The sequence below is a fragment of the Methylorubrum podarium genome, from assembly GCF_022179745.1.
In the GTDB taxonomy this organism is placed as follows: Bacteria; Pseudomonadota; Alphaproteobacteria; order Rhizobiales; family Beijerinckiaceae; genus Methylobacterium; species Methylobacterium podarium.
This window is the reverse complement of record NZ_BPRD01000096.1, coordinates 1-21,689: the sequence shown is the minus strand read 5'-3', so window position 1 is coordinate 21,689 and position 21,689 is coordinate 1. Positions and strand designations below refer to the sequence as shown.

General features: G+C 67.3%; 15 protein-coding genes and 1 pseudogene. 5 read left to right on the top strand and 11 right to left on the bottom strand.

All coding sequences use genetic code 11. From position 1 onward, the window contains the following. Positions 1 to 265, top strand: a 265-nt coding sequence (locus MFF42_RS05115; RefSeq protein ID WP_238254795.1) for an invasion associated locus B family protein, incomplete at its 5' end; no start/stop codon positions are given. A 997-nt stretch (positions 266 to 1,262) separates the two neighbouring features. Here the strand turns inward: MFF42_RS05115 and MFF42_RS05110 are convergent. The 8 genes and pseudogenes from MFF42_RS05110 to MFF42_RS05075 all read right to left on the bottom strand — a co-directional run bounded on the left by MFF42_RS05110 (position 1,263) and on the right by MFF42_RS05075 (position 13,519). After that, complete coding sequence (locus MFF42_RS05110) at positions 1,263 to 2,168, bottom strand: peptidylprolyl isomerase (RefSeq protein ID WP_238254794.1); 906 nt, start codon at positions 2,166 to 2,168, stop codon at positions 1,263 to 1,265. Continuing rightward, positions 2,165 to 2,938, bottom strand: a complete 774-nt coding sequence (gene narI / locus MFF42_RS05105) for a respiratory nitrate reductase subunit gamma (protein WP_238254793.1) — start codon at positions 2,936 to 2,938, stop codon at positions 2,165 to 2,167. Before narI ends, MFF42_RS05110 begins: the two co-directional genes overlap by 4 nt. Before the next feature lies 1 nt (position 2,939). Then, positions 2,940 to 3,638, bottom strand: a complete 699-nt coding sequence (narJ, locus tag MFF42_RS05100) for a nitrate reductase molybdenum cofactor assembly chaperone (protein ID WP_238254792.1) — start codon at positions 3,636 to 3,638, stop codon at positions 2,940 to 2,942. After that, on the bottom strand, positions 3,635 to 5,161 hold the full coding sequence (gene narH / locus MFF42_RS05095) for a nitrate reductase subunit beta (RefSeq protein ID WP_238254791.1): 1,527 nt from the start codon (positions 5,159 to 5,161) through the stop codon (positions 3,635 to 3,637). Before narH ends, narJ begins: the two co-directional genes overlap by 4 nt. Then, on the bottom strand, positions 5,158 to 8,937 hold the full coding sequence (locus MFF42_RS05090) for a nitrate reductase subunit alpha (RefSeq protein WP_238254790.1): 3,780 nt from the start codon (positions 8,935 to 8,937) through the stop codon (positions 5,158 to 5,160). The genes narH and MFF42_RS05090 overlap by 4 nt, the downstream gene beginning before the upstream one ends. Beyond that, the gene (locus tag MFF42_RS05085; protein WP_238254798.1) at positions 8,934 to 11,615 is read right to left on the bottom strand and encodes a nitrate/nitrite transporter; all 2,682 of its coding nucleotides are present in this window, start codon (positions 11,613 to 11,615) and stop codon (positions 8,934 to 8,936) included. The genes MFF42_RS05090 and MFF42_RS05085 overlap by 4 nt, the downstream gene beginning before the upstream one ends. A gap of 335 nt (positions 11,616 to 11,950) precedes the next feature. Further along, positions 11,951 to 12,271 (bottom strand): annotated as a pseudogene (locus tag MFF42_RS05080) (PAS domain-containing protein); the annotation flags it as partial. A gap of 648 nt (positions 12,272 to 12,919) precedes the next feature. Beyond that, positions 12,920 to 13,519 (bottom strand): L,D-transpeptidase, encoded by a 600-nt coding sequence (locus MFF42_RS05075; RefSeq protein WP_373875135.1) that lies wholly within the window; start codon positions 13,517 to 13,519, stop codon positions 12,920 to 12,922. 290 nt (positions 13,520 to 13,809) lie between these two features. On the opposite strand from MFF42_RS05075, the gene MFF42_RS05070 reads away from it, so the two are divergent. The 4 genes from MFF42_RS05070 to MFF42_RS05055 all read left to right on the top strand — a co-directional run bounded on the left by MFF42_RS05070 (position 13,810) and on the right by MFF42_RS05055 (position 19,600). Beyond that, entirely contained in the window at positions 13,810 to 14,178 is a 369-nt protein-coding gene (locus MFF42_RS05070) for a hypothetical protein (protein WP_238254789.1), read from the top strand. Positions 14,179 to 14,549: 371 nt separating this feature from the next. Beyond that, positions 14,550 to 15,875 (top strand): efflux RND transporter periplasmic adaptor subunit, encoded by a 1,326-nt coding sequence (locus MFF42_RS05065; protein ID WP_238254788.1) that lies wholly within the window; start codon positions 14,550 to 14,552, stop codon positions 15,873 to 15,875. Positions 15,876 to 15,962: 87 nt separating this feature from the next. Next, positions 15,963 to 19,133: a multidrug efflux RND transporter permease subunit gene (locus MFF42_RS05060; protein ID WP_238254787.1), complete on the top strand. Its 3,171-nt coding sequence runs from the start codon at positions 15,963 to 15,965 to the stop codon at positions 19,131 to 19,133. Positions 19,134 to 19,276: 143 nt separating this feature from the next. Continuing rightward, positions 19,277 to 19,600: a GIY-YIG nuclease family protein gene (locus MFF42_RS05055; protein WP_238254786.1), complete on the top strand. Its 324-nt coding sequence runs from the start codon at positions 19,277 to 19,279 to the stop codon at positions 19,598 to 19,600. A gap of 62 nt (positions 19,601 to 19,662) precedes the next feature. On the opposite strand, the gene MFF42_RS05050 is transcribed toward MFF42_RS05055, so the two are convergent. From MFF42_RS05050 to gatC, 3 genes are all read right to left on the bottom strand, one after another. Then, positions 19,663 to 19,968, bottom strand: coding sequence for a hypothetical protein (locus MFF42_RS05050; protein ID WP_238254785.1), 306 nt, complete (start codon positions 19,966 to 19,968; stop codon positions 19,663 to 19,665). Beyond that, positions 19,965 to 21,446, bottom strand: coding sequence for an Asp-tRNA(Asn)/Glu-tRNA(Gln) amidotransferase subunit GatA (gatA, locus tag MFF42_RS05045; protein ID WP_238254784.1), 1,482 nt, complete (start codon positions 21,444 to 21,446; stop codon positions 19,965 to 19,967). The genes MFF42_RS05050 and gatA overlap by 4 nt, the downstream gene beginning before the upstream one ends. A gap of 90 nt (positions 21,447 to 21,536) precedes the next feature. After that, positions 21,537 to 21,689: Asp-tRNA(Asn)/Glu-tRNA(Gln) amidotransferase subunit GatC (gene gatC, locus MFF42_RS05040; protein WP_238254796.1), on the bottom strand; the 153-nt coding region annotated here is incomplete at its 5' end.

The window sequence follows — 21,689 nt, the reverse complement described above, 5'->3', positions numbered from 1 at the left end:
GGCGGTGAGCTTTCCCTCGACCGTCCGGATCGCGCTCGACGAGAGGGAGACCAAGGCTCCCGTGCTCGATCTCGCGTGGCGACGCTGCCTGCCCGGCGGCTGTCTGGCGGACGGGCCCGTGAAGGAGGAGGCGTTGAAGCGCTGGCGCGACGCGGAGGCGCCGGGCCGGCTGATGTTCAAGGATGCGGGCGGGCAGGAGGTGACGATCCCGCTCTCCTTCCGCGGCCTCGGCCCCGCCCTCGACGCCCTCGGCAAGGAACGTTGACCGGCTATCCTCGCCCCTGCGTGCCCCCGTTCACAAACCGGGGCCGTTCCGGATCCCGACCGGACCGAGAACGCGTTCGGTCTGCTCGCCGAGGCGCGTCGCGGGCGGCCGGTGTCATGCTCGACCCGCCACGCCGCGATGATGGTCCGGGCCGCGGCGAGGACGGACAGGCTCCGGATCGGCCTGCCGCCCCTCGATCACCAAAGGCGTCGCGCCGTACTGCCGACGCAGGTCCGCACGCGCCCCTCATGTGCGCGTACGGGAAGGTTGTCGGTAAGATCCTGTCCAGCTCATTGATTTCGTTAATTCAGATATTCGACGTGGCAGCGAGTTTGTCGGCTGGCGCATTCCATCCGGCATCGGCCAAGACCCTGCTGCAGAAAGTGCGAGGTCGCGGCGTTTGGGCCAAGCCCCGTCGCGCAGGCGCATTGCCGGAGGCGTACGAGCGCCCAAAGAGGCTGAAGTACGATCGGCTCGGATGCAGCGCGTCGCACGGCAACGCCTCCGCACGGGGAATGGAGTGTTCCGGCTTCCTGGGCCCGCTTCGGCAGTTTGACGAGTCGCAGCGCGCGGCCTTCTGAAGGGCTTGGCGGTCGCGGCGAAGGGTCCGATTCCGATCGCGGGTCAGCCTCTCGCCTCAGGTGAGCGGGCGATGGCGAACGATGAAGCGGATGACCCTGTTCTAACCTTGAACTCAGGTCACCACACGGAGAACGATCAGCCGGCTCATCCGAAAATAAGGACAAGAGAAACGAGGACGCAGATGACAAACACTGCCAGGCAAACCCACGCCCAATGTCCACCGTGCGGCTTGCGGATCGAGATACTCTCGAGGGGCGCAGCGGTGCGGCTCGTATCATGCGTGCCGTCCGTCCCCTTTCGCAGGGTTGGGTTGAGCGGTGGACCGTCGAGGCGCTGCTGCTCGTTCAAGATCTGAAGCCTCCTCTTACTTGCGAGACTCGATGCGGTCCGGCGTCACGACCGGGTACGGCCCGTTTCAGGGCAAGTGCGATACGACATCGCCGTCGAGGACGATGCCCTCGATCTCAGCGTCTTTTGCCAGTTGCAGGACAAAGGCGGCGGCGCTCATCGTCCAGGCGCGGGCATCCAGCATCTCGGCAATCTTGTCGGCCACCATCTCGAAGGACAGGGTCTTGCCGGGGATCCGGCGCTGGTGGCGCAGTATGTGCCAGCCGAAGCGGGACCGGACCGGAACGCGACCCGTGGTGCCCGCCGTCAGTGCCTCCAGCGCCGCCTGGATTTCCGGCACCAGTTCGCCCCGGCGCAACTGGCCGAGCGATCCGTCCTGGCGCGCCGTCGGACAGGCGGAGAAGGCGCGCGCAGCCTCGGCGAAGTCGCCGGGAGCGTCGCCGAGTTCGGCCGCCAGCGCACGCGCCTCCCGCTCCGCCCGCTGCCAACCCGCCGCGTCGTCGGAGGCCGGCTCGAACAGGATGTGGGACGCCTCGAACAGGTCCGGCATGCGAAAGCGGTGGAGGTTCGCCTCGTAGTAGCGCCGGCACTCCGCCGCGCCCGCCCTCGGCGGCTCGGGCGCGAGATCGAGGGCGGCGCGGATGAGCGCTTCCTCGGCCAGTTCCCACCGCCCGGCCTCGTCCCGTTCCGGGCGGGATTCGAACCCCGCCGACCGGCCGGCCTGAAGCAGCAATTCGCGCACGACGAGGGCCTGCGCCGCCGCTCTCCAGGCAGCGGCGCCGTCGCCTGCGGGATGATGCTGGATCTCGCGGGCGATCGCCTCGGCCGCGATCGCCACGCCGTTGACGGAGACGCGGCCGTCGCTCGGGGGCGGCGCGGGTGGTTTCGGCGCCGAGGCACAGCCGCAGCCGCTGCCGCAGCCGGCCGGCATTGCCGGGTCCGGGCGGCGGTCGATGATGAGTGTGGCACTCATTGCGCGCTCTCCGCCTGAGCCCGTCCGATCGAGGACGCCCCGCTGATCGCGCCGGCGAACGGGTCGGGGATCGCTTGGGCCGGTCCGCGCCGCGAGCGTACGACCTGATAACCCGGCCGGAACAGGTACCAGACCGGTGCGCTGAAGACATGCACGAGCCGGGTGAAGGGGGTGATCAGGAAGATCGTCAGGCCGATGACGATATGGAGGCGGTAGACCAGCGCCGTTTCCAGCAGGAGGTCGGCCGCGCCGGGCTGGAAGGTGAGAAGGCCCTGAGCCCATCCCATGAAGCGGACCATCTCGTGCCCGTCGAGCGCCTGGAACGTCCAGTAGAAGCTGCCGATGCCGACGATCAGTTGCAGCCAGATCAGGACGAGCACGAGGATGTCGCCGATGGAGGAGCTGCGCCGGATGCGGGCATCGAACAGGCGACGGTGAAGCAGGAGCGAGCAGCCGATCAGGGCCGCGATGCCGGCGATGCCGCCGACCGTGATGGCCATCAGCTGCTTGGCCGTGTGGCTGATGCCGAACCGTTCGAACAGCGCGATCGGGGTCAGCAAGCCGACGAAATGGCCGACCAGGATGACCAGTATTCCCAGATGAAACAGGTTCGACCCAACCAGCATTTGCTTGCGCCGGAGGAACTGCGAGGATTCGGAGCGCCAGGAATACTGCGCCCGATCGAAGCGCAGGATGCTTCCGAACACCAGGACCGTCACCGCCAGATACGGATACCAGCCGAAGAGGAGATAGTTGACCGCCTCCCACATGTTAGCCTCCTTTTGCGTGGTCTCTCGCGTCGCGCTGGGCGGCGCGCAGGCGCGTCATCAGCGTGGATGGCTGGGTCGCTTCCCCGAGCGGGGCTCTGAAGTCGATGGGAGCATCCTCCCAAGCCCGATCGATTTCGTCGGGCGTCGCCGGATCGCGGTAGTCGGGCAGGTCTTGGACGGCTCCGGAGCTTGGCCTGCGCTTCGCGAGATGCAGCAGGTTGTGCAGCACCGCCGCGTAGTACGTCTCCCTTTCGATCAGCCGCTGTTCCAGGGTGGCCAGCACGTGGGTCGGCTGGGCGAGCCATTCCTCCGCCTCGTCCTGCGGCAGGATCGACAGGAACTCCAGGAACATCGGCAGGTAATCGGGAAGCTCGGCCTCCCGCATCATGAAGCCGCGGGCGAGATAGGTCTGCCCGAGATCGATCATGGCCTGTCCGCGCTGGCGGCCATCGCCGTGGACATGCTCGAACAGATGCAGCGAGAGCGCCCGCGAACTGTCGAACAACTCGCAGTAATGCACCTGCAGCTCGAACAGGTCCTGGCTCGCGAAGGCGTCGAATAGCGGGTCGAGGCGGGCCAGGGCCTCGGGCGGCAGTTCCGCCTCCCGGTACAGGGCCTCGCGGACCGGGCCGATATGGGCTTGGAGATCCTCGCTCGGATAGGCAATCAGGGCCGAGAGGGCGCGCAGCGTGTACTTCATAGCGGCACGTCCATGTAGGGCTTGCGCGGGGTGCGTTTGGCGCCGCCGAACAGGTTCGTCTTCGTGGCACCGTTGGTCGGTTCGTCGAAGGAGAAGCCGGTCGAGCCGCGCAGGTGATAGGCGTTCTCGTTCACCTCACGATGGCTGGTCGGGATGACATAGCGGTCCTCGTAGGCCGCGAGCGCCATGTAGCGATACATGTCCTCGATCTGATGCGCCGTCAGTCCGACCTCTCGCGCGATGCTCTCGTCGAGGCGCCCGTCGACGGTCTTGGCGCGCATGTAGGCGCGCATGGCCAGCATCCGCCTGAGCGCGGAGACGATCGGTGCCTCTTCACCTGCGGTGAGCATGTTGGCGAGGTAGCGCATCGGGATGCGCAGACTCTCCACATCCGGCATCCCGTTCTTGGCCGAGATCTTGCCCGCTTCGGCCGCAGACTGGATCGGCGAGAGGGGCGGCACGTACCAGACCATCGGCAGGGTGCGATATTCGGGGTGGAGCGGGAAGGCGACCTTCCACTCCATCGCCATCTTGTAGACGGGAGACAGGCGGGCTGCGTCGAGCCACTCCTCCGGCACGCCGTCGAGGAGGGCCTGCCTGCGGATGGCCGGATCGTGGGGATCGAGGAAGATCGAGAGCTGGGATTCGTAGAGCGACTTCGGATCCTCGACGGAGACCGCCTCCTCGATGCGGTCGGCGTCGTACAGCACGACCCCGAGATAGCGGATCCGCCCGACGCAGGTTTCCGAGCAGACCGTGGGCTGGCCCGCCTCGATGCGGGGGAAACAGAAGATGCACTTCTCGGATTTGCCGGACGACCAGTTGTAGTAGATCTTTTTGTAGGGGCAGCCCGAGACGCACATGCGCCAGCCGCGGCACTTTTCCTGATCGATCAGGACGATGCCGTCTTCTTCCCGCTTGTAGATCGCGCCCGAGGGGCAGGAGGCAACGCAGGCCGGGTTGAGGCAATGCTCGCACAGGCGCGGCAGATACATCAGGAAGGTTTTCTCGAACTGGCCGTAGATTTCCTTCTCGATGCCGTCGAAGTTGTAATCCTGTGACCGGCGGGAGAACTCGCCGCCGAGATCGTCCTCCCAATTGCCCGACCACTCGATCTTGTTCATCACCTCGCCCGTGATGAGCGAGCGCGGCTTTGCGGACGGTTGTGCTTGAAGCTCCGGAGCCTGCTGCAGCCAGCCGTATTCGAACGTGTAGGGCTCGTAGAAATCGTCAATCTCGGGCAGGTCGGGATTGGCGAAGATCTTCGAGAGGACCCGCCATTTGGCGCCGATCTTCGGCTCGATGCGCCCGTTCGGCTTGCGCGCCCACCCGCCCTTCCAGCGGTGCTGGTTCTCCCAATCCTTCGGATAACCGATCCCGGGCTTCGACTCGACATTGTTGAACCAAGCGTATTCGACGCCTTCACGATTGGTCCAGACGTTCTTGCATGTGATCGAGCAAGTGTGACAGCCGATACACTTGTCGAGATTGAGCACCATGCCGATCTGCGCGCGAACCTTCATGCCGCCGTCTCCTTCGACTCGGGGCTTGATTGGGCGCCGTGACCGCCCCAATCGGCGGTGGCTTCCGTGTTGAACGTGTCGTCGACGGCTTTGTCGAACCAGTTGACCTGGCTCATCTTGCGAATGATGACGAACTCGTCGCGATTGGCGCCGACCGTTCCGTAGTAGTTGAAGCCGTAGGCGAACTGGACATAGCCGCCGATCATGTGCGTCGGCTTCATGTTGATGCGCGTCATGGAGTTGTGCACGCCGCCGCGTTGGTTGGTGATCTCGGAGCCGACGGTATTCACGAGCTTTTCCTGCGCGTGATACATGATCGCCGAGCCCTCCATGATGCGTTGGGAGACGATCGCGCGGGCCGTCACCGCTCCGTTGACGTTGAAGGCCTCGATCCAATCGTTGTCCTCGATACCGGCTTTCGCGGCATCGACCTCGCTGATCCAGATCGTCGGTCCGCCGCGGTTGAGGCTGAGCAGCAAGAGGTTCTCGGTATAGCTCGAGTGGATCCCCCATTTCTGGTGCGGCGTGAGGATGTTGAGCTGGATTTCGGGGTGGCCGTTCGGCAGCTTGCCGGCGACCTGCGCCACCGTCCTGGTGTCGATGGGCGGACGCCACGTCACGAAGCCCTCGCCGAAGGCAAGCATCCACTGATGGTCGAGAAAGAGCTGCTGTCGTCCTGTCAGGGTGCGCCAGGGAATGAGCTCGTGAACATTGGTGTATCCGGCGCTGTAGCAGACCTTCTCGCTCTCAAGGCCCGACCAGATCGGTGAGGAGATGATCTTGCGGGGCTGAGCCACGACGTCCCGGAATCGGATCTTCTCCTCCTCCTTGCCGGCTGCGAGGTGGCTGTGATCGCGCCCGGTCGCCCGGCTCAAGGCCTCCCAGGCCTTGACCGCGACCTGTCCGTTCGTCTCCGGCGCGAGCATGAGGATCGTTTCGCAGGCGTCGATGTCGGTCAGGACCTTCGGCCGGCCGGCCGCCGGTCCCGTCTCGACGCGGCCGTTCAGCGCGCCGAGCAAGGCGACTTCGTGCGTGGTTTCCCAATCGAGGCCCTTGCCGCCGTTGCCGAGCGTATCGAGCTTGGGGCCGATGGCGGTGAACCGCTCGTAGGTCGCGGGATAATCGCGCTCCACCACGGCGATGTTCGCCATGGTCCGGCCGGGCACCGGATCGGTCTCGCCGCGGCCCCAGTCGAGCGGGGCGTAGGGCTGGGCGAGTTCGGCCGCGCTGTCGTGCTGGATCGGATTGAGGACGATGTCCGTCTCGACGCCGAGTTCGCCCTCGCAGAGGCGGGAGAAGGTCTGCGCGATGGTGCGGAAGATGTCCCAGTCGCTGCGCGCCTCCCAGACCGGATCCACCGCGGCCGTGAGCGGGTGGATGAAGGGATGCATGTCCGAGGTATTGAGGTCGTGCTTCTCGTACCAAGTCGCCGTCGGCAGGACGATGTCGGAGTAGAGACTCGTCGTCGACATGCGGAAGTCGATGTTGACCATCAGGTCGAGCTTGCCCTTGGGCGCTTCCTCCCGCCACACGACTTCGTCCGGCCGGATTCCGTTCTCCGTCCCGACGACTCCGTGCGAGGAGCCGATGAGGTGCTTGAGGAAGTATTCGTGCCCCTTGCCGCTGGCGCCCAGCACGTTGGAGCGCCAGAAGAACATGTTGCGCGGCCAGTTCTGCGGCGCGTCCGGATCCGCCATGGCGAACTTGACCTCGCCCGACTTCAAGAGGCGCGGCAGGGCCTTGGCAGGCTCCTCACCCTGGGCCTCCAATCGCCGCGCCAGCGCGAGGGGATTGGTGTCGAGCTGCGGAGCGGACGGCAGCCAGCCCATGCGCACCGCGCGCAGATTGTAGTCGAGCATCGAGCCCGACCAGTCGCCGGGGGGCGCCGTCGGCGAGAGGATGTCGGAGACGCCGAGCGTCTCGTAGCGCCACTGGTCGGAATGCGCGTAGAAGAACGACGTCCCGTTCATCTGGCGCGGCGGGCGCACCCAGTCGAGGGCGAAGGCGAGCGGCAGCCAGCCGGTCTGCGGACGCAGCTTCTCCTGCCCGACATAGTGCGCCCAGCCGCCGCCCGACTTCCCGACGCACCCGCAGAGGATGAGCAGCGCGATGATGCCGCGATAGCTCATGTCCATGTGGTACCAATGGTTGATCCCGGCGCCGACGATGGCCATGGCGCGCCCGTCGGTCTTCTCGGCGGTCTCCGCGAATTCGCGCGCGGTCTGCAGGATCGCCTGCCGCGGCACGCCGCAGATGCGCTCCGCCCAGGCCGGGCTGAACGGCACGTCGTCGTCGTAGGTCGCGGCGACGTCGGCCCCACTGAGGCCGCGGTCGACGCCGTAATTGGCGCAGAGCAGGTCGAACACCGTGGCGGCGAGCCCCTCTCCATCCTTCAGCGCGACGCGGCGCAGGGGCACGAGGCGGCTCAGCACCTCGGGATGATCGGTGGCGACGAAGCCCCCCGGTGCGATGCCGCCGAAATAGGGGAACGAGACCGGCGCCAGCCGATCCTCGATCCCGGCAAGCGACAGGCGTAAGGAGGCCGGCGCGCCGGCGCCGTCCTTCTCCTCCAAATTCCACTTGCCCGGATCACCCCAGCGGAAGCCGGCCGAACCGCGCGGGCAGACGACGCGTCCGTCCTGATCCAGGGCGACGGTCTTCCAGTCCGGATTCCTGCCCTCACCGAGGCCGTCCGCAAAGTCGGCGGCACGAAGGAAGCGCTCCGGGAGCAGCCGTCCATCCCGCTCGACCAGCTTCACCAGGAACGGCATGTCGCTGTAGCGCCGCGCGTAGTCCTGGAAGTACGGCACCTGCCGGTCGATGTAGAATTCCTTCAGGACGACGTGGCCGAGCGCCAGCGCCAACGCGGCGTCCGTGCCCTGCTTCGGATGCAGCCACAGATCGGCGAACTTGCAGGCCTCGCTGTAATCGGGCGAGATGACGACGCTCTTCGTACCCTTGTAGCGGGCCTCCGTGTAGAAGTGGGCATCCGGCGAGCGGGTCTGGGGGATGTTCGAGCCCCAGACGAGCAGGAACCCGGCATTGTACCAGTCGGCGCTCTCCGGAACGTCCGTCTGTTCGCCCCAGGTCTGCGGCGAGGACGGCGGCAGGTCGCAGTACCAGTCGTAGAAGCTCAGGCAGCTGGCGCCGATCAGCGACAGGTAGCGCGTGCCCGCCGCGTAGGAGACCATCGACATCGCGGGAATGGGCGAGAAGCCGGTGATGCGGTCGGGTCCGTACTCCTTGATCGTGTAGATGTTGGCCGCCGCGATGATGTCGGCGACGTCGTCCCAGGTCGCCCGCACGAAGCCGCCGCGTCCGCGGCGCGTCACCCAGCCCGCCCGCGTCTCGCCATCCGTGACGATCCTGCGCCAGGCATCGACCGGGCCGAGCGAGGCGCGGGCCTCGCGCCACGCCTTCAGCATCCGAGCGCGCACGAGCGGGTATTTGATGCGCGTTCCCGAATAGAGATACCAGCTGTAGCTCGCGCCCCGCGGGCAGCCGCGCGGCTCATGATTGGGCAGGTCCGGCCGGGTGCGGGGATAGTCGGTCTGCTGCGTCTCCCAGGTCACGATCCCGCCCTTGACGTAGATCTTCCAGGAGCAGGAGCCGGTACAGTTCACGCCGTGGGTGGAGCGGACGATCTTGTCCGAGGCCCAGCGCTTCCGATAGGTGTTCTCCCAGGCGCGCGGCTCGTCGGTCGCGACGCCCCAGCCGTCGGAGAAGGTTTCGCGGCGCTGCCGGAAGAAGGTCAGGCGGTCGAGAAAGTGACTCATGCGCGTCGCTCCGTCGTCCTGAAGAGCCCGCGCGGACCGGTGTAGAAGAACCACGTGGCCCCTGCGCAGGTGATGAAGAAGGCGGCGAAGCCGTAGAGCGCCGCGTCGGCACTTCCGGAGGTGTCGATCGAGGTTCCGAACGCTTTGGGGATGAAGAAACCGCCATAGGCCGCGATGGCCGAGATGAAACCGGTGATGGCTGCGCTCTCTCCTTCCGTCCGACGCCGCCGCTCCTCGGTGGTCGCCTGCGGCTCCTGCGCGTCGATGACCCGCGCCATGATCCCGGGCACCATCTGGAAGGTCGACGCGTTGCCGATGCCGCTCGAGAAGAAGAGCAGCAGCGTCATGGCGAAGAAGAGCGGGAAGCTCCGGATTTCGAGCGCCCAGATCAGGAGCAGCGCGAACACGATCATCGAGACGAAGACCCAGAGGGTCACGCGCTCGCCGCCGAGGCGGTCCGACAGCCCGCCCGAGAATGCGGGTGACAGGGCGCCGACCAGAGGCCCGATGAAGGCGTAGTGGAGCACGTCGACCTCGGGAAAGACGAGCCGCGTCAGGAGCGGGAACGCGGCGGACATCCCGATGAAGGTGCCGAAGGTGCCGGTGTAGAGCCAGCACATCACCCATGTGTGCAGGTGCCGGAAGATCACCAGTTGTTCGGTGAAGGACGCCTTGGCCGAGGCGATGTCGTTCATGCCGAGCCAGGCGGCGATGACGCCGGCCCCGATCAGCGGGACCCAGAGGAAGCCGGCATTCTGCAGCCAGATCGTGGCGCCGTCGGGCGCCGTCTGCGGCGCACCGGAGAGATAGCCGAAGAGGCCCATCGAGACGACGATGGGAACCGCGAGCTGCATGACGCTCACGCCGAGATTGCCGATGCCCGAATTGATCGCGAGTGCGCGGCCCTTCTCCTTCTTCGGGAAGAAGAAGGAGATGTTGGCGACCGAGGAGGCGAAGTTGCCGCCGCCGAAGCCGCAGAGAAGCGCCAGCGTCAGGAAGATCAGGTACGGCGTCTGCGGATTCTGGACGGCGTAGCCGATGCCGAAGGCGGGGATAAGAAGCGTGCCGGTCGAGAGCGCCGTCCACAATCGTCCGCCGAAGACGGGCACGAGGAACGAGTAGAAGATACGCAGGGTCGCACCGGAAATTCCCGGCGCCGCCGCGAGCCAGAAGAGCTGGTTCGAGGTGAAGTGGAAGCCCGCCGCGGGCAGCCAGGCCACGACGATGCTCCAGAGCTGCCAGACGGCGAAGGCGAGCGCGAGACAATAGGTCGAGATCCAGAGGTTGCGCCGGGCGATGGCGCGCCCCGTGCTCTCCCAGAACAGCGGATCTTCCGGTCGCCAGTCCGTCAGGAGGTGAGCGTCCTGCGCCTTCTGCTCGGGCCGGAGGCGCTCGTCCGGTGCCGGCACATCCCGCGCCGTTCCAGACGGAGCCGCGGCGCGATCCAGCTTCTGGATCGACACGTGCATCCAGACGAGCGAGACCGCGACAACGAGGAACAACAGGGCGAAGCAGGCGGTTCGGACGCCCGTCAGATCCTCCAGGACGCCGAAGGCGACCGGCAGGAGGAAGCCGCCGAGCCCGCCGATCATGCCGACGAGACCGCTGACCGCGCCGACGTCCTGCGGGTAATAGACCGGCACGTGCTTGAACACGGCGGCCTTGCCCAGGCTCATGAAGAAGCCGAGCACGAACATGATGACGAGGAACGGGGTGAGCCCCAGGCTCGTCGAGAAGCGGATCGGCCCCCGGATTCCCTCGATGATGTAGGTCGTCGGTGGATAGGAGAGCATGAAGGTGGACACGACGCCCACGCCGAAGGTCCAGTAAAGCACCGCACGGGCGCCGTAGCGGTCGGACAGCACGCCGCCATAGATCCGGAACAGGCTGGCCGGTACCGAGTAGAAGGCGGCCAACATGCCGGCCGAGGACAGGGAAAGGCCGTAGGTTGCAACGAGATAGTGCGGAAGCCACAGGGCCAGGGCGACGAAGCCACCGAAGACGAAGAAGTAATACAGTGAGAAACGCCAGACCTGCGCGTGGACGAGCACTTTGAACTGGGCGAGGAACGGCTCGCGCGTCGCCGGGCGATCGGCCGCGCCGCGCGGTTCGTCCCTGGTGAGGAGCAGGAAGAGGGTGGCGGTGATGGCAAGGCCGGCCGCCCAAACCTCGGCGACGCCCCGCCAGCCCATCGCGACCATCACGAAGGGCGCGAGGAACTTGGTGACGGCCGCGCCGACATTGCCGGCTCCGAAGACGCCGAGCGCGGTGCCCTGTCGCTCCGGGGAGAAGAAGCGCGACACATAGGGCACGCCCACGGAGAAGGTGCCCCCGGCCAGACCGACGACGAGGCCAGCCAGGAGCATCGCCGGGTAGCTGTCGGCCCAGATCAGCGCATAGGTCGCTGCCGCAGAGACGAACATGAGAGCTGCGAAGATCTTGCGGCCGCCATAGCGGTCAGACCAGACCCCAAGGAAGAGCCGAGAAACGGATCCTGACAATATTGGGATGCCGATGAGTAAGCCGAATTGGCTATCGGATAAGCTTAGCTCGTCTTTTATTCCAATGCCGATGATTGAAAATATGGTCCATACCGCGAAACTTGCCGTAAAGGCTGCGGTGCTTGTCCAAAGAACCTGATCGGCTTTTTCGGCCTCGCCGCTCGACGAGGTGACCAATGTTGCCACAAGCGATCCTCCGGTCCAACGGTTGCCGAATGAACACGTAAGGCAGATGTTTTTGATTGCTCTCCGTGGATATTCTCATATTCGACTTCGTAATAGCACGTATTGCCGATATGGGCGCGCCACATACAGCGGTTTCCGCCAATATAAGACGGCGCGAAGATAGTACGTCTAATGAAAAAATCGGGCGACTTGTGGAGATGTTAGCCCATCTCCTTCCGGTTGTATAGGGCTTGCGGATCGAAATTGGCTCTTCGTCGCGCCTTCCGAAAGCCAATCCTGTCGACCGGTGATCGAGCTCGACAGTATTCGCGCAGGCTCACGATGTCGCCGAACAAGAGTTCGGCCGCCGCGCTGAACGAGAGGATATCGATGACGACCATGGCCTCGGGCACGGTGTCGAGGCTGGATTGTCGCTGCGCCTCGCGAGCGAGAAGGGCTGCCTCGGCCCGTTTCTGCTCGTCGAGGCTGAGGACGACCCCGCCATGCCGGACAGGCCGGCCCTCGGAGTCGGGCTGCACCCGATCACGCGACCGCAGCCAGCAGACCTCGCCGTCCGGTCGCGTGACGCGATCGTCCACCTCGTCGCGGCTGTCCCTCAGCAAGGCGCGCTGGATGGCGTCCGACCGGGCTCGGCGATCCTTCGGGTATGGATCGGCGTCCAAGAAGAATCCGCCGATCACACTGGTCCAAGTGTCTCTCACAAAACGCCCGCTGCGCCGTCGCGGCCGGAGGGGACGCGGTCAGTGATCGGGAGCTTTGTGAGGCACTCTGAGCACCTGAAAGACTTCGCCTCCGGCGTACAAAGGTGGGTACCGCTTCGGCGCCGATCGACGTCCAAAGGGTGCCCACCATAGTGCCGAATAAGCCTTTTTGGTCAGTTTCTTAAGCAGTGCCTGGAAGTGGAATCACTTTGGGCGCCGAGCAACAGGCGAACGAGATCACATGCGGCGTATGTCGGCTCACCATCTCGGTGCGGCACGGTCGTGAACTCGCGTGAAAGTCGCCTGCATCGACGCTCTGCCGCCTTCGAACCGTCGCCGCTGAGAGCCTGCTCGCCCAGGCAAAACGTCCGGCCTGGGCTTCCATTTGCGGTGGGAGGGAGACACCGGCCGCGCCGAGGCTGGCGAAGCCGATCTTGCCGTGCGTCCGGGCCGACTTGGATACGAAGTTCAAGGCGAGGAAACCTCACCGCTGGGCGATCCCATTGCCGCCGCCGAAGGCTGCGTCCTCGGTTTGACGAGTTCGTGCGCGGTCTCGGTGGAGCGGATTACCGACAGACTTCCCGCACGCGCCCCTCAATCCTTCACGATCACCTTCGTCCCGACGCGCACCCGGTCGTAGAGATCGACCACGTCCTTGTTGGTCATGCGGATGCAGCCGGACGACACCGCAGCGCCCATGGTCTCGGGCTCGTTGGAGCCGTGGATGCGGTAGAGCGACGAGCCGAGATACATGGCGCGCGCGCCGAGCGGGTTGTCCTGGCCGCCGGCCATGTAGCGCGGCAGGTCCGGGCGGCGGGCGAGCATCTGCGACGGCGGGCGCCAGGCCGGCCATTCCTTCTTGCCGGTGATCGTCTTCACCCCCGACCACGAGAATCCGCGGCGCCCGACGCCGACACCGTAGCGGATCGCCTCGCCGCGGCCGAGCACGTAGTAGAGCCGGCGCTGGCTCGTGGAGATCACGATCGTGCCGGGCTTCTCCTTGCCGGCATAGGCCACCGTCTCGCGGGGAATGGCCTGCGTCTTGAAGACGTTGATGAAGTCGGCGAGCGGCCCGCTGTCGAGCGGGTTGGCATGGGCCGGCGTGAGCGCGGCCGCCGCGAGGGCGCCGCCGAGGGCGAGCATCGCGGCGAGGCGATGCGGCCGGGGGCGGGTCGTCAAGGATCGGGTCGTCACGACGGAGGTCCTCCTCGAAGGGGTGCCGCGCGCGAGGTCCGGCGCGCCGATCCCGCGTTTTGGGCGGCCGGTCGCGGCAAGAGGAAGGCAAGCGTGTGTGATCTCGGCAACGCCCGTGCCAAATCACCGGCCCCGTCCGGGCCGCCGTGCCGTCCGGCACATCCCCTGATGGTCCCGGCATGGTCAGCGGGATGGGACGTCCGGCGGACCGCGCCGGGATGCCGGCCAGAATGTCGCAGTCGATTGAATGGCAACGTTTCATCCACCACACTAACGTCACCGTGACGCTCATGCCCCGCCCTGCCGCGCCGGGCCGTGCCCATGCCGGCCTTCCGACACGTATCGTCCTGTCCGCCCTGGTCGGGCTGCTGAGCCTGCTCGTCGTCATCGGCCTGCCGGCCGACGGCGCGGCGCTCGGCGGCATCCCCCAGTCCCGCGGCGAGGCGACGTTCGAGCAGCGCCCCGACACGGACCCGCTCGCCAGCGTGCGGATCGGACGGGTGATGCTCGAACTCGACGAGGTCGCGAGCCACGGACGCGTGAGCGTGATCCATCCCCGACCCGAACGCGCGGACGCGTCCTCCCTGCCGCGCCCGACTTCCGATCGGAACCCGACCGCCGCGGAACTCGGCCGGTTCGAGCGGCCGCCCCGGATCTGACCGGCGCATTGTCCCGGTCGTACGGGCCTTCCGAAGCGCGTGCGCGAACGCACGGTGCCGCGTGGCGCCGTCGTCGGATTGCCAAACTTCGCGCCCAGGATGTAGTCCGACCGCGCTTGGCCGTCCCGAACGGCCGATCCCCGATGCTTTCGGCATCCTCATTCAGGGCCCTCCGCTCCCCGATCGTCGCGGCGGCCCGGTGATTGCAACGGAGCGCGAGGCCGACCCGGTCTCCGCCCGCCCCCGCGACGCGGGGCGACGTCCTTCTCGCGACGATCGCCGCCCGCGTCCGGCCCATCGGCACGACGGCCAACCAGCCGGCGAAACACAGGCCGATGCGACCCGTAGAGCATCGAAGGAGCAACCTCATCGTGACGCCGTCTCCCCAGTCGCCCGGTCGCGGGCTCGGTCTCGACAAGACCGGCCGCAGCCGCTCCCGCTGGACCCTGCCGGCCTCCCTTCTCGTCGGCGCCGTCCTCGTCGCCGTCTCGGCCTGCAACGAGCAGAAGGCCGCCGCGCCCGTTCCGCTGCCGCCGCCGGAGGTCAGCGTCGTCAGCGTGCGCCCGCAGCCGATCCCCTATGTCCGCGACCTCCCCGGCCGCGTCGCGCCGATGCGCATCGCCGAGGTGCGCTCGCGGGTCTCGGGTCTGGTGGTCAAGCGCCTGTTCGAGCAGGGCAGCAGCGTCAACGAGGGCGACGTCCTCTACAAGATCGACCCGGCGCCCTATCAGGTGGAGCTCGCGAGCGCCGAGGCGGCGCTGGCCAACCGGGAGGCTGCCCTGGTGCTGGCCAACCAGCAGGCCGAGCGCCTGGAGACCCTGCTCGCCCGCAACACCGCGAGCCAAGCGCAGTACGACACGGCGTTCGCCGCCAAGAAGCAGGCCGAGGCCGAGGTCGCCGGGGCCAAGGCGGCCCGCGACCGGGCCAAGCTCAACCTGTCCTGGACCGACGTGCGCGCGCCGATCTCCGGCCGCATCGGCCGCGCCCTGCTGACCGAGGGCACGCTGATCGAGTCCGGCGCCACCGGCGTGCTCGCCACGATCCAGCAGCTCGACCCGATCTACGTCGACATCACCCAGTCGGTCGGCGAGTTGAACAAGCTGCGCCGCGACATCGCCTCGGGCGAACTCGCCAAGCTCGCCGCCGACACCGCCAACGTCCACCTCATCATGGATGACGGCTCGCTCTACGGCTCGGCCGGCCGCCTGCTCTTCTCCGACGTCACCGCCGACCCGAGCACGGGACAGGTGACGCTGCGGGTGCAGTTCCCCAACCCGCACAACGAGCTGTTCCCCGGCATGTATGTCCGCGCCCGGATCAAGCAGGGCATCGACGCCGACGCCATCGCCGTGCCGCAGCAGGCGATCCAGCGCACCAGCGACGGCAAGCCGGAGGTCTGGGTGGTCAAGCCCGACGGGAAGGCCATGCTCCAGCCGGTCGAGGTCGGCCCGGTGGTGGGCGGCAACTGGCTGATCCGCGAGGGTCTCGAGGGCGGCGAGAAGGTCGTCGTCGAGGGCTTCCAGAAGATCACCGCGGGCATCCAGGTGAAGACCGTCCCCTGGAGGACGGAGGCCGCCACCGACGAGGGCAAGCCGATCGACACCGACAGCCACGACACCGACGGCAAGGAAGCGGGCGAGAAGAGCTCGGCCGCGACCGACTCGGTCGCCCAGCCCGTCGCTCAGTACGCCGAGTGATCGCCGACTGATCGTCCCGATGCCGTCCCGCCGGCGGATGACCTGATCTCCGCCGGCACGAACCCGACACGACGCAACGAGCCCCTAATGGCCCGCTTCTTCATCGACCGGCCGGTCTTCGCCTGGGTGGTCGCCCTGTTCATCATCCTGGGGGGCGCCCTGTCGATCCCGCTGCTGCCGGTGGCGCAGTACCCGGTGATCGCGCCGCCCTCGATCGCCCTCTCGACCGCCTTCCCCGGCGCCTCGGTGGAGAGCCTCTACACGGGCACGACCCGCCTGATCGAGGACGAGCTGAACGGCGCGGCCAACATCATGAGCTTCGAGTCGACCACCGACTCCTTCGGCTCGATCAACATCACCGCGACCTTCGAGCCCGGCACCGACCCGGCGCTCGCCTCGGTCGAGGTGCAGAACCGCCTCAAGCGCGTCGAGGCGCGCCTGCCCGCGGAGGTGCGTCAGAACGGCATCCTCGTGGAGGAGGCGTCGGCCGCGACCCTCAACATCATCACCCTGGTCTCGACCGACGGGAAGATGGACGAGATCGGTCTCGGCGACTTCCTGATGCGCAACGTGATCAACGAGATCCGCCGCATCCCGGGGGTGGGCCGCGCCACCCTCTACTCGACCGAGCGCTCGCTTCGCGTCTGGGTCGATCCCGACAAGCTGCGCGGCCTGTCGCTGACGCCCGGCGACGTGACCGAGGCGATTCGCAACCAGAACATCCAGATCGCCTCCGGCGCCGTCGGCGCGCAGCCGAGCCCGGTCGATCACGCGGTGTTCTCGCCCATCATCGTCAAGGGCCAGCTCAGCACCGTGGACGATTTCGGCGCGATCGTGCTGCGGGCCAACCCCGACGGCTCCAACGTGCGCCTGCGCGACGTGGCCCGGATCGAGCTCGGCGGCGACGCCTACCAGTTCTCGACCCGCCTCAACGGCGGCGAGGCGGCGGGCATCTCGGTGACGCTCGCCCCCGACGGCAACGCGCTGCAGACCGCGGGCGCCATCCGCGCCAAGATGGAGGAGCTGTCGCAGTTCTTCCCGCCGGGCCTGAAGTGGGACATCCCCTACGACATCACGCCCGCCGTGAAGGCCTCGATCAAGAAGGTCATGATGACCCTCGTCGAGGCGGTGGTGCTGGTCTTCATCGTGATGTTCCTGTTCCTGCAGAACATCCGCTACACCCTGATCCCGACCATCGTCGTGCCGATCGCCCTGCTCGGAACCGTGACGGTGATGCTGCTCGCCGGCTTCTCGGTGAACGTGCTCACCATGTTCGGCATGGTGCTCGCCATCGGCATCCTCGTGGACGACGCGATCGTCGTCGTCGAGAACGTCGAGCGCATCATGAACGAGGAGGGGCTGCCGCCGAAGGAGGCGACCGCCAAGGCGATGGAGCAGATCACCGGCGCCATCATCGGCATCACGCTGGTGCTCGTCGCGGTGTTCATCCCGATGGCGTTCTTCCCCGGCTCGGTCGGCATCATCTACCGCCAGTTCTCGATCGCGATGGTGACGTCGATCGCCTTCTCGGCGCTGCTGGCGCTGACCCTGACCCCGGCGCTCTGCGCCACGCTCCTGAAGCCGGTCGAGAAGGGACACGGCCACGCCAAGGGCGGCTTCTTCGGCTGGTTCAACCGGATCGTCGATCGCGAGACCGCCCGCTACGGACGCGGGGCGACGTGGTGCATCAAGAAGTCCGGCCGGGTGATGGTGATCTACATGATCCTCGTCGCCGGCACCGCCTTCGCCTTCCTGCGCCTGCCCGAGGGCTTCCTGCCGATCGAGGACCAGGGCTTCTTCACCGTCGACATCCAGACGCCCCCCGGCGCTTCGTTCAACCGGACGCAAGCGGCCGTGCGCAAGGTGGAGGAGCACTTGCTGGCCCAACCGGGCGTCGCCACGGTGACCACGCTCAACGGCTTCTCGTTCTCGGGCCAGGGACCGAACCTGAGCCAGGCCTTCGTCACCCTGAAGCCCTGGTCCGAGCGCAACGCGGCGAATTCGGCCGCCGCCCTCGTGGCCGGCACCAACGCGGCGCTGGCGGGCTACCGCGACGCCGTCGTCGACGCCCAGGAGCCGCCGCCGGTGGACAACCTCGGCAACGCGGCGGGCTTCTCGTTCCGCCTGCAGGACCGGGCGCAGAAGGGCTACTCGGCGCTCGCCGCCGCGGAGACCCAGCTGCTGTCGCTGGCCCGGCAGAGCCCGATCCTGCAGAAGGTGAAGGTCGAGGGCCTTCCGCCGACGCCCCAGGCCGAGCTCATCATCGACCGCGAGAAGGCGGCCGCGCTCGGCGTGAAGTTCGAGGACATCAACGACGCGATCCAGGTCAACCTGGGCTCGGTCTACACCAACGACTTCCCGAACCTCGGCAAGATGCAGCGCGTCTACGTGCAGGCGGAGCAGCTGCAGCGCATGCAGGCGGCCGACATCCTCAACTACGCGGTGAAGAACAGCCAGGGCACCATGGTGCCGATGTCCTCCTTCGCCGACCTGAAGTGGAGCATGGGGCCGAGCCAGATCGTCGGCTTCAACGGCTACCAGTCGGTCCGCCTCACCGGCGAGCCGGCGCCGGGCTACACCTCGGGCGACGCCATCGCCGAGATGGAGCGGCTGATGACGCGGATGCCGAAGGGCTTCGGCTACACCTGGACCGGCCAGTCCGAGCAGGAGAAGAAGGCGGGCTCCCAGGCCTCGCTGCTCCTCGCCCTCTCGGTGCTGATCGTGTTCCTGTGCCTCGCCGCGCTCTACGAGAGCTGGGCGATCCCGATCTCGGTGCTGCTCGTCATCCCGCTCGGCGTGATCGGCTCGGTGGCGGCGGTGTACCTGCGCGGCATGCCCAACGACGTCTACTTCAAGATCGGGCTCATCACGATCATCGGCCTGTCGGCAAAAAACGCGATCCTGATCGTGGAGTTCGCCAAGGACCTGTGGAAGCCCGGCACCAACATCGTCCAGGCGACGATCCAGGCGGCGACGCTGCGCTTCCGCCCGATCGTGATGACCTCGCTCGCCTTCATCTTCGGCGTGGTGCCGCTCGCCATCGCGACGGGGGCCGCCTCGAAGAGCCAGCAGGCCATCGGCACCGGCGTGATGGGCGGCATGATCTCGGCCACCGTGCTCGCGGTGTTCTTCGTGCCGGTGTTCTTCGTGGTGGTGATGCGTCTGTTCCGCCGCAAGGACGTGGCCGCGGGCGAGAACGCCGAGGCCGGGCCGGACGCGGCGCCCGCGCCTCACGGGCACTCGGTGCCGGCTGAGTAGCGGGTGGGAGACGCGGCGCGCGTGCTTCGAGGCGCGCGTGCCGCGCGCACCTCAGCATGAGGAGTGGAGTGGATCCCATCTCCGTTGAGCGGAGGTGGCGAATCCGGGAAGGTCAAAGTCCTTTCCGTTGCGCCGAGGCCGTCTTGACTGCGTTCGTCTACATGCTGCGGTGCGCTGACGGCAGCTATTACGTCGGCTCAGCCCGCGGGGAATCCCTCGACAAGCGGTTGGCCGAGCACCAGGCCGGAACCCGTATCGGCTACACCTATCACCGTCGCCCGGTGACACTGGTCTACGCGGAATGGTTCGACCGGATCGCCGATGCGGTCGCGGCCGAGCGCCGGATCAAGGGCTGGTGCCGGGCCAAGAAGGAAGCCTTGGTCGCCGGGGATTGGGATAGGGTGCAGTTCCTGGCGAAACGCCCGTCCGCCCGAGCCGGCTTATCCCGCCCGACCACCTCATCCTGAGGTGCCGCGAAGCGGCCTCGAAGGATCCTCCAGGGATCGCGCCGGAACGGGAGGTCGGCGCCTCAGCGCCTCAGCATCCGCCGCGCCCCGTACCCGAGCGCCGCCCAGAGAAACGCCGACACGGTCCGCACCGGAAAGAACGTCGGCAGGTCGGCCGCCACGGGAGCCGGCCAGGGCAGGCCGATCCGCGTGACGAGCCACGCGAACAGCACCGAGACCGCGAGCGCGGCGATCGCGGCGATGAACACCTTGCCGAACTGGTCCGCCTTCCAGCCGAGGAAGACCGCCACCGCGATCAGCAGGGGATCGAACCCGGCCTGGATCCAGACCGAGAACGCATAGACCGGGACGACGGGTGCCGCGTTCACGCCCACCACGCCTTCGGCAGGCTGATCCGCCCGGCCGCGTTCTCGATCGTCTGCGCGGCGGCGAACAGCGTCTCCTCGTCGAAGGGACGCCCGATCAGCTGGAGGCCGAGCGGCAGCCCCTGCGCGTCGAGGCCGGCCGGCACCGAGATGCCCGGCAGGCCGGCCATGTTCACGGTCACGGTGAACACGTCGTTGAGGTACATCTCGACCGGGTCGGCCGAGGCCATCTCGCCGATGCCGAAGGCGGCCGAGGGCGTCGCCGGGGTGAGGATCGCGTCGATCCCGGAGGCGTAGGCCGCCTCGAAGTCGCGCTTGATCAGCGTCCGGATTTTTTGGGCCCGCACGTAGTAGGCGTCGTAGTAGCCCGCCGACAGCACGTAGGTGCCGATCATGATGCGCCGCTTCACCTCGCGACCGAAGCCGGCGGCGCGGGTGTTCTCGTACATCCCGGCGATATCCTTGCCGGGAACCCGCAGGCCGTAGCGCACGCCGTCGTAGCGGGCGAGGTTGGAGGAAGCCTCCGCCGGCGCCACGATGTAGTAGGCCGGCAGCGCGTATGGCGTGTGCGGCAGCGAGATCTCCTTGATCGTCGCGCCGGCCTCCCGCAGCCAGTCCGCGCCCTGGTCCCAGAGCCGCTGGATCTCGGCGGGCATGCCCTCGACCCGGTACTCCTTCGGGATGCCGATGGTGAGGCCCTTCACGCCCCGGGCGATCGCCGCCTCGAAATCCGGCACCGGCAGGTCGACCGAGGTGGTGTCGCGCGGGTCGTGTCCGGCCATGGAGCCGAGCAGGATCGCGCAATCCTGCACCGTGCGGGCGATCGGGCCGGCCTGATCGAGGGAGGAGGCGTAGGCGATGATGCCCCAGCGCGAGCAGCGGCCGTAGGTCGGCTTGATGCCGACGGTGCCGGTGAAGGCCGCCGGCTGGCGGATCGAGCCGCCGGTATCGGTGGCGGTGGCGCCGAGGCACAGATGGGCTGCCACCGCCGCCGCGGAGCCGCCGGACGAGCCGCCGGGCACCAGCGGCGCGTCCGAGCCCTGGCGGCGCCAGGGGGAGATCGTCTTGCCGTAGGCGCTGGTCTCGTTGGACGAGCCCATGGCGAACTCGTCGAGGTTGAGCTTGCCCAGCATCACCGCGCCGTCGCGCCAGAGCTGGGTCGAGACGTTCGACTCGTAGTGCGGCTCGAACCCTTCGAGGATCCTGGAGCCCGCCGTGGTGTGGACGCCTTGCGTCGCGAACAGGTCCTTGATGCCGAGGGGCAGCCCTTCGAGGGGGCGGGCCTCGCCCTTGGCGATCTTCTCGTCGGAGACGTCGGCCATCTTCAGGGCGCGGTCCGGCGTGGCGACGATGTAGGCGTTGAGCGCCTTCGCCCGGTCGATCGCGTCGAGATGCGCCTGCGCGATCTCGCGGGCCGAGAAGTCTTTGGCCTTCAGCCCGTCGCGAGCCTCGGCCAGGGTGAGTTCGTTGAGTGCCGTCATGCCCGTTCCAGATCTACGCGCCCGGCCCCGCGGGCGTTGGTTCGCCTCCGCGGTGGGCCGGAGAAGCCGCTCCGACGATGCCGAGAATCCTTACTCGACGACCTTCGGCACGAGAAAATAGTTGTCCTCGGTCTCGGGGGCGTTGGCGACGATGTCGCTCGCCCGGCCGCCCTCGTTCACCACGTCCGCGCGCTTCTTCATGCGCATCGGGGTGACGGAGGTCATCGGCTCGACGCCCTCGAC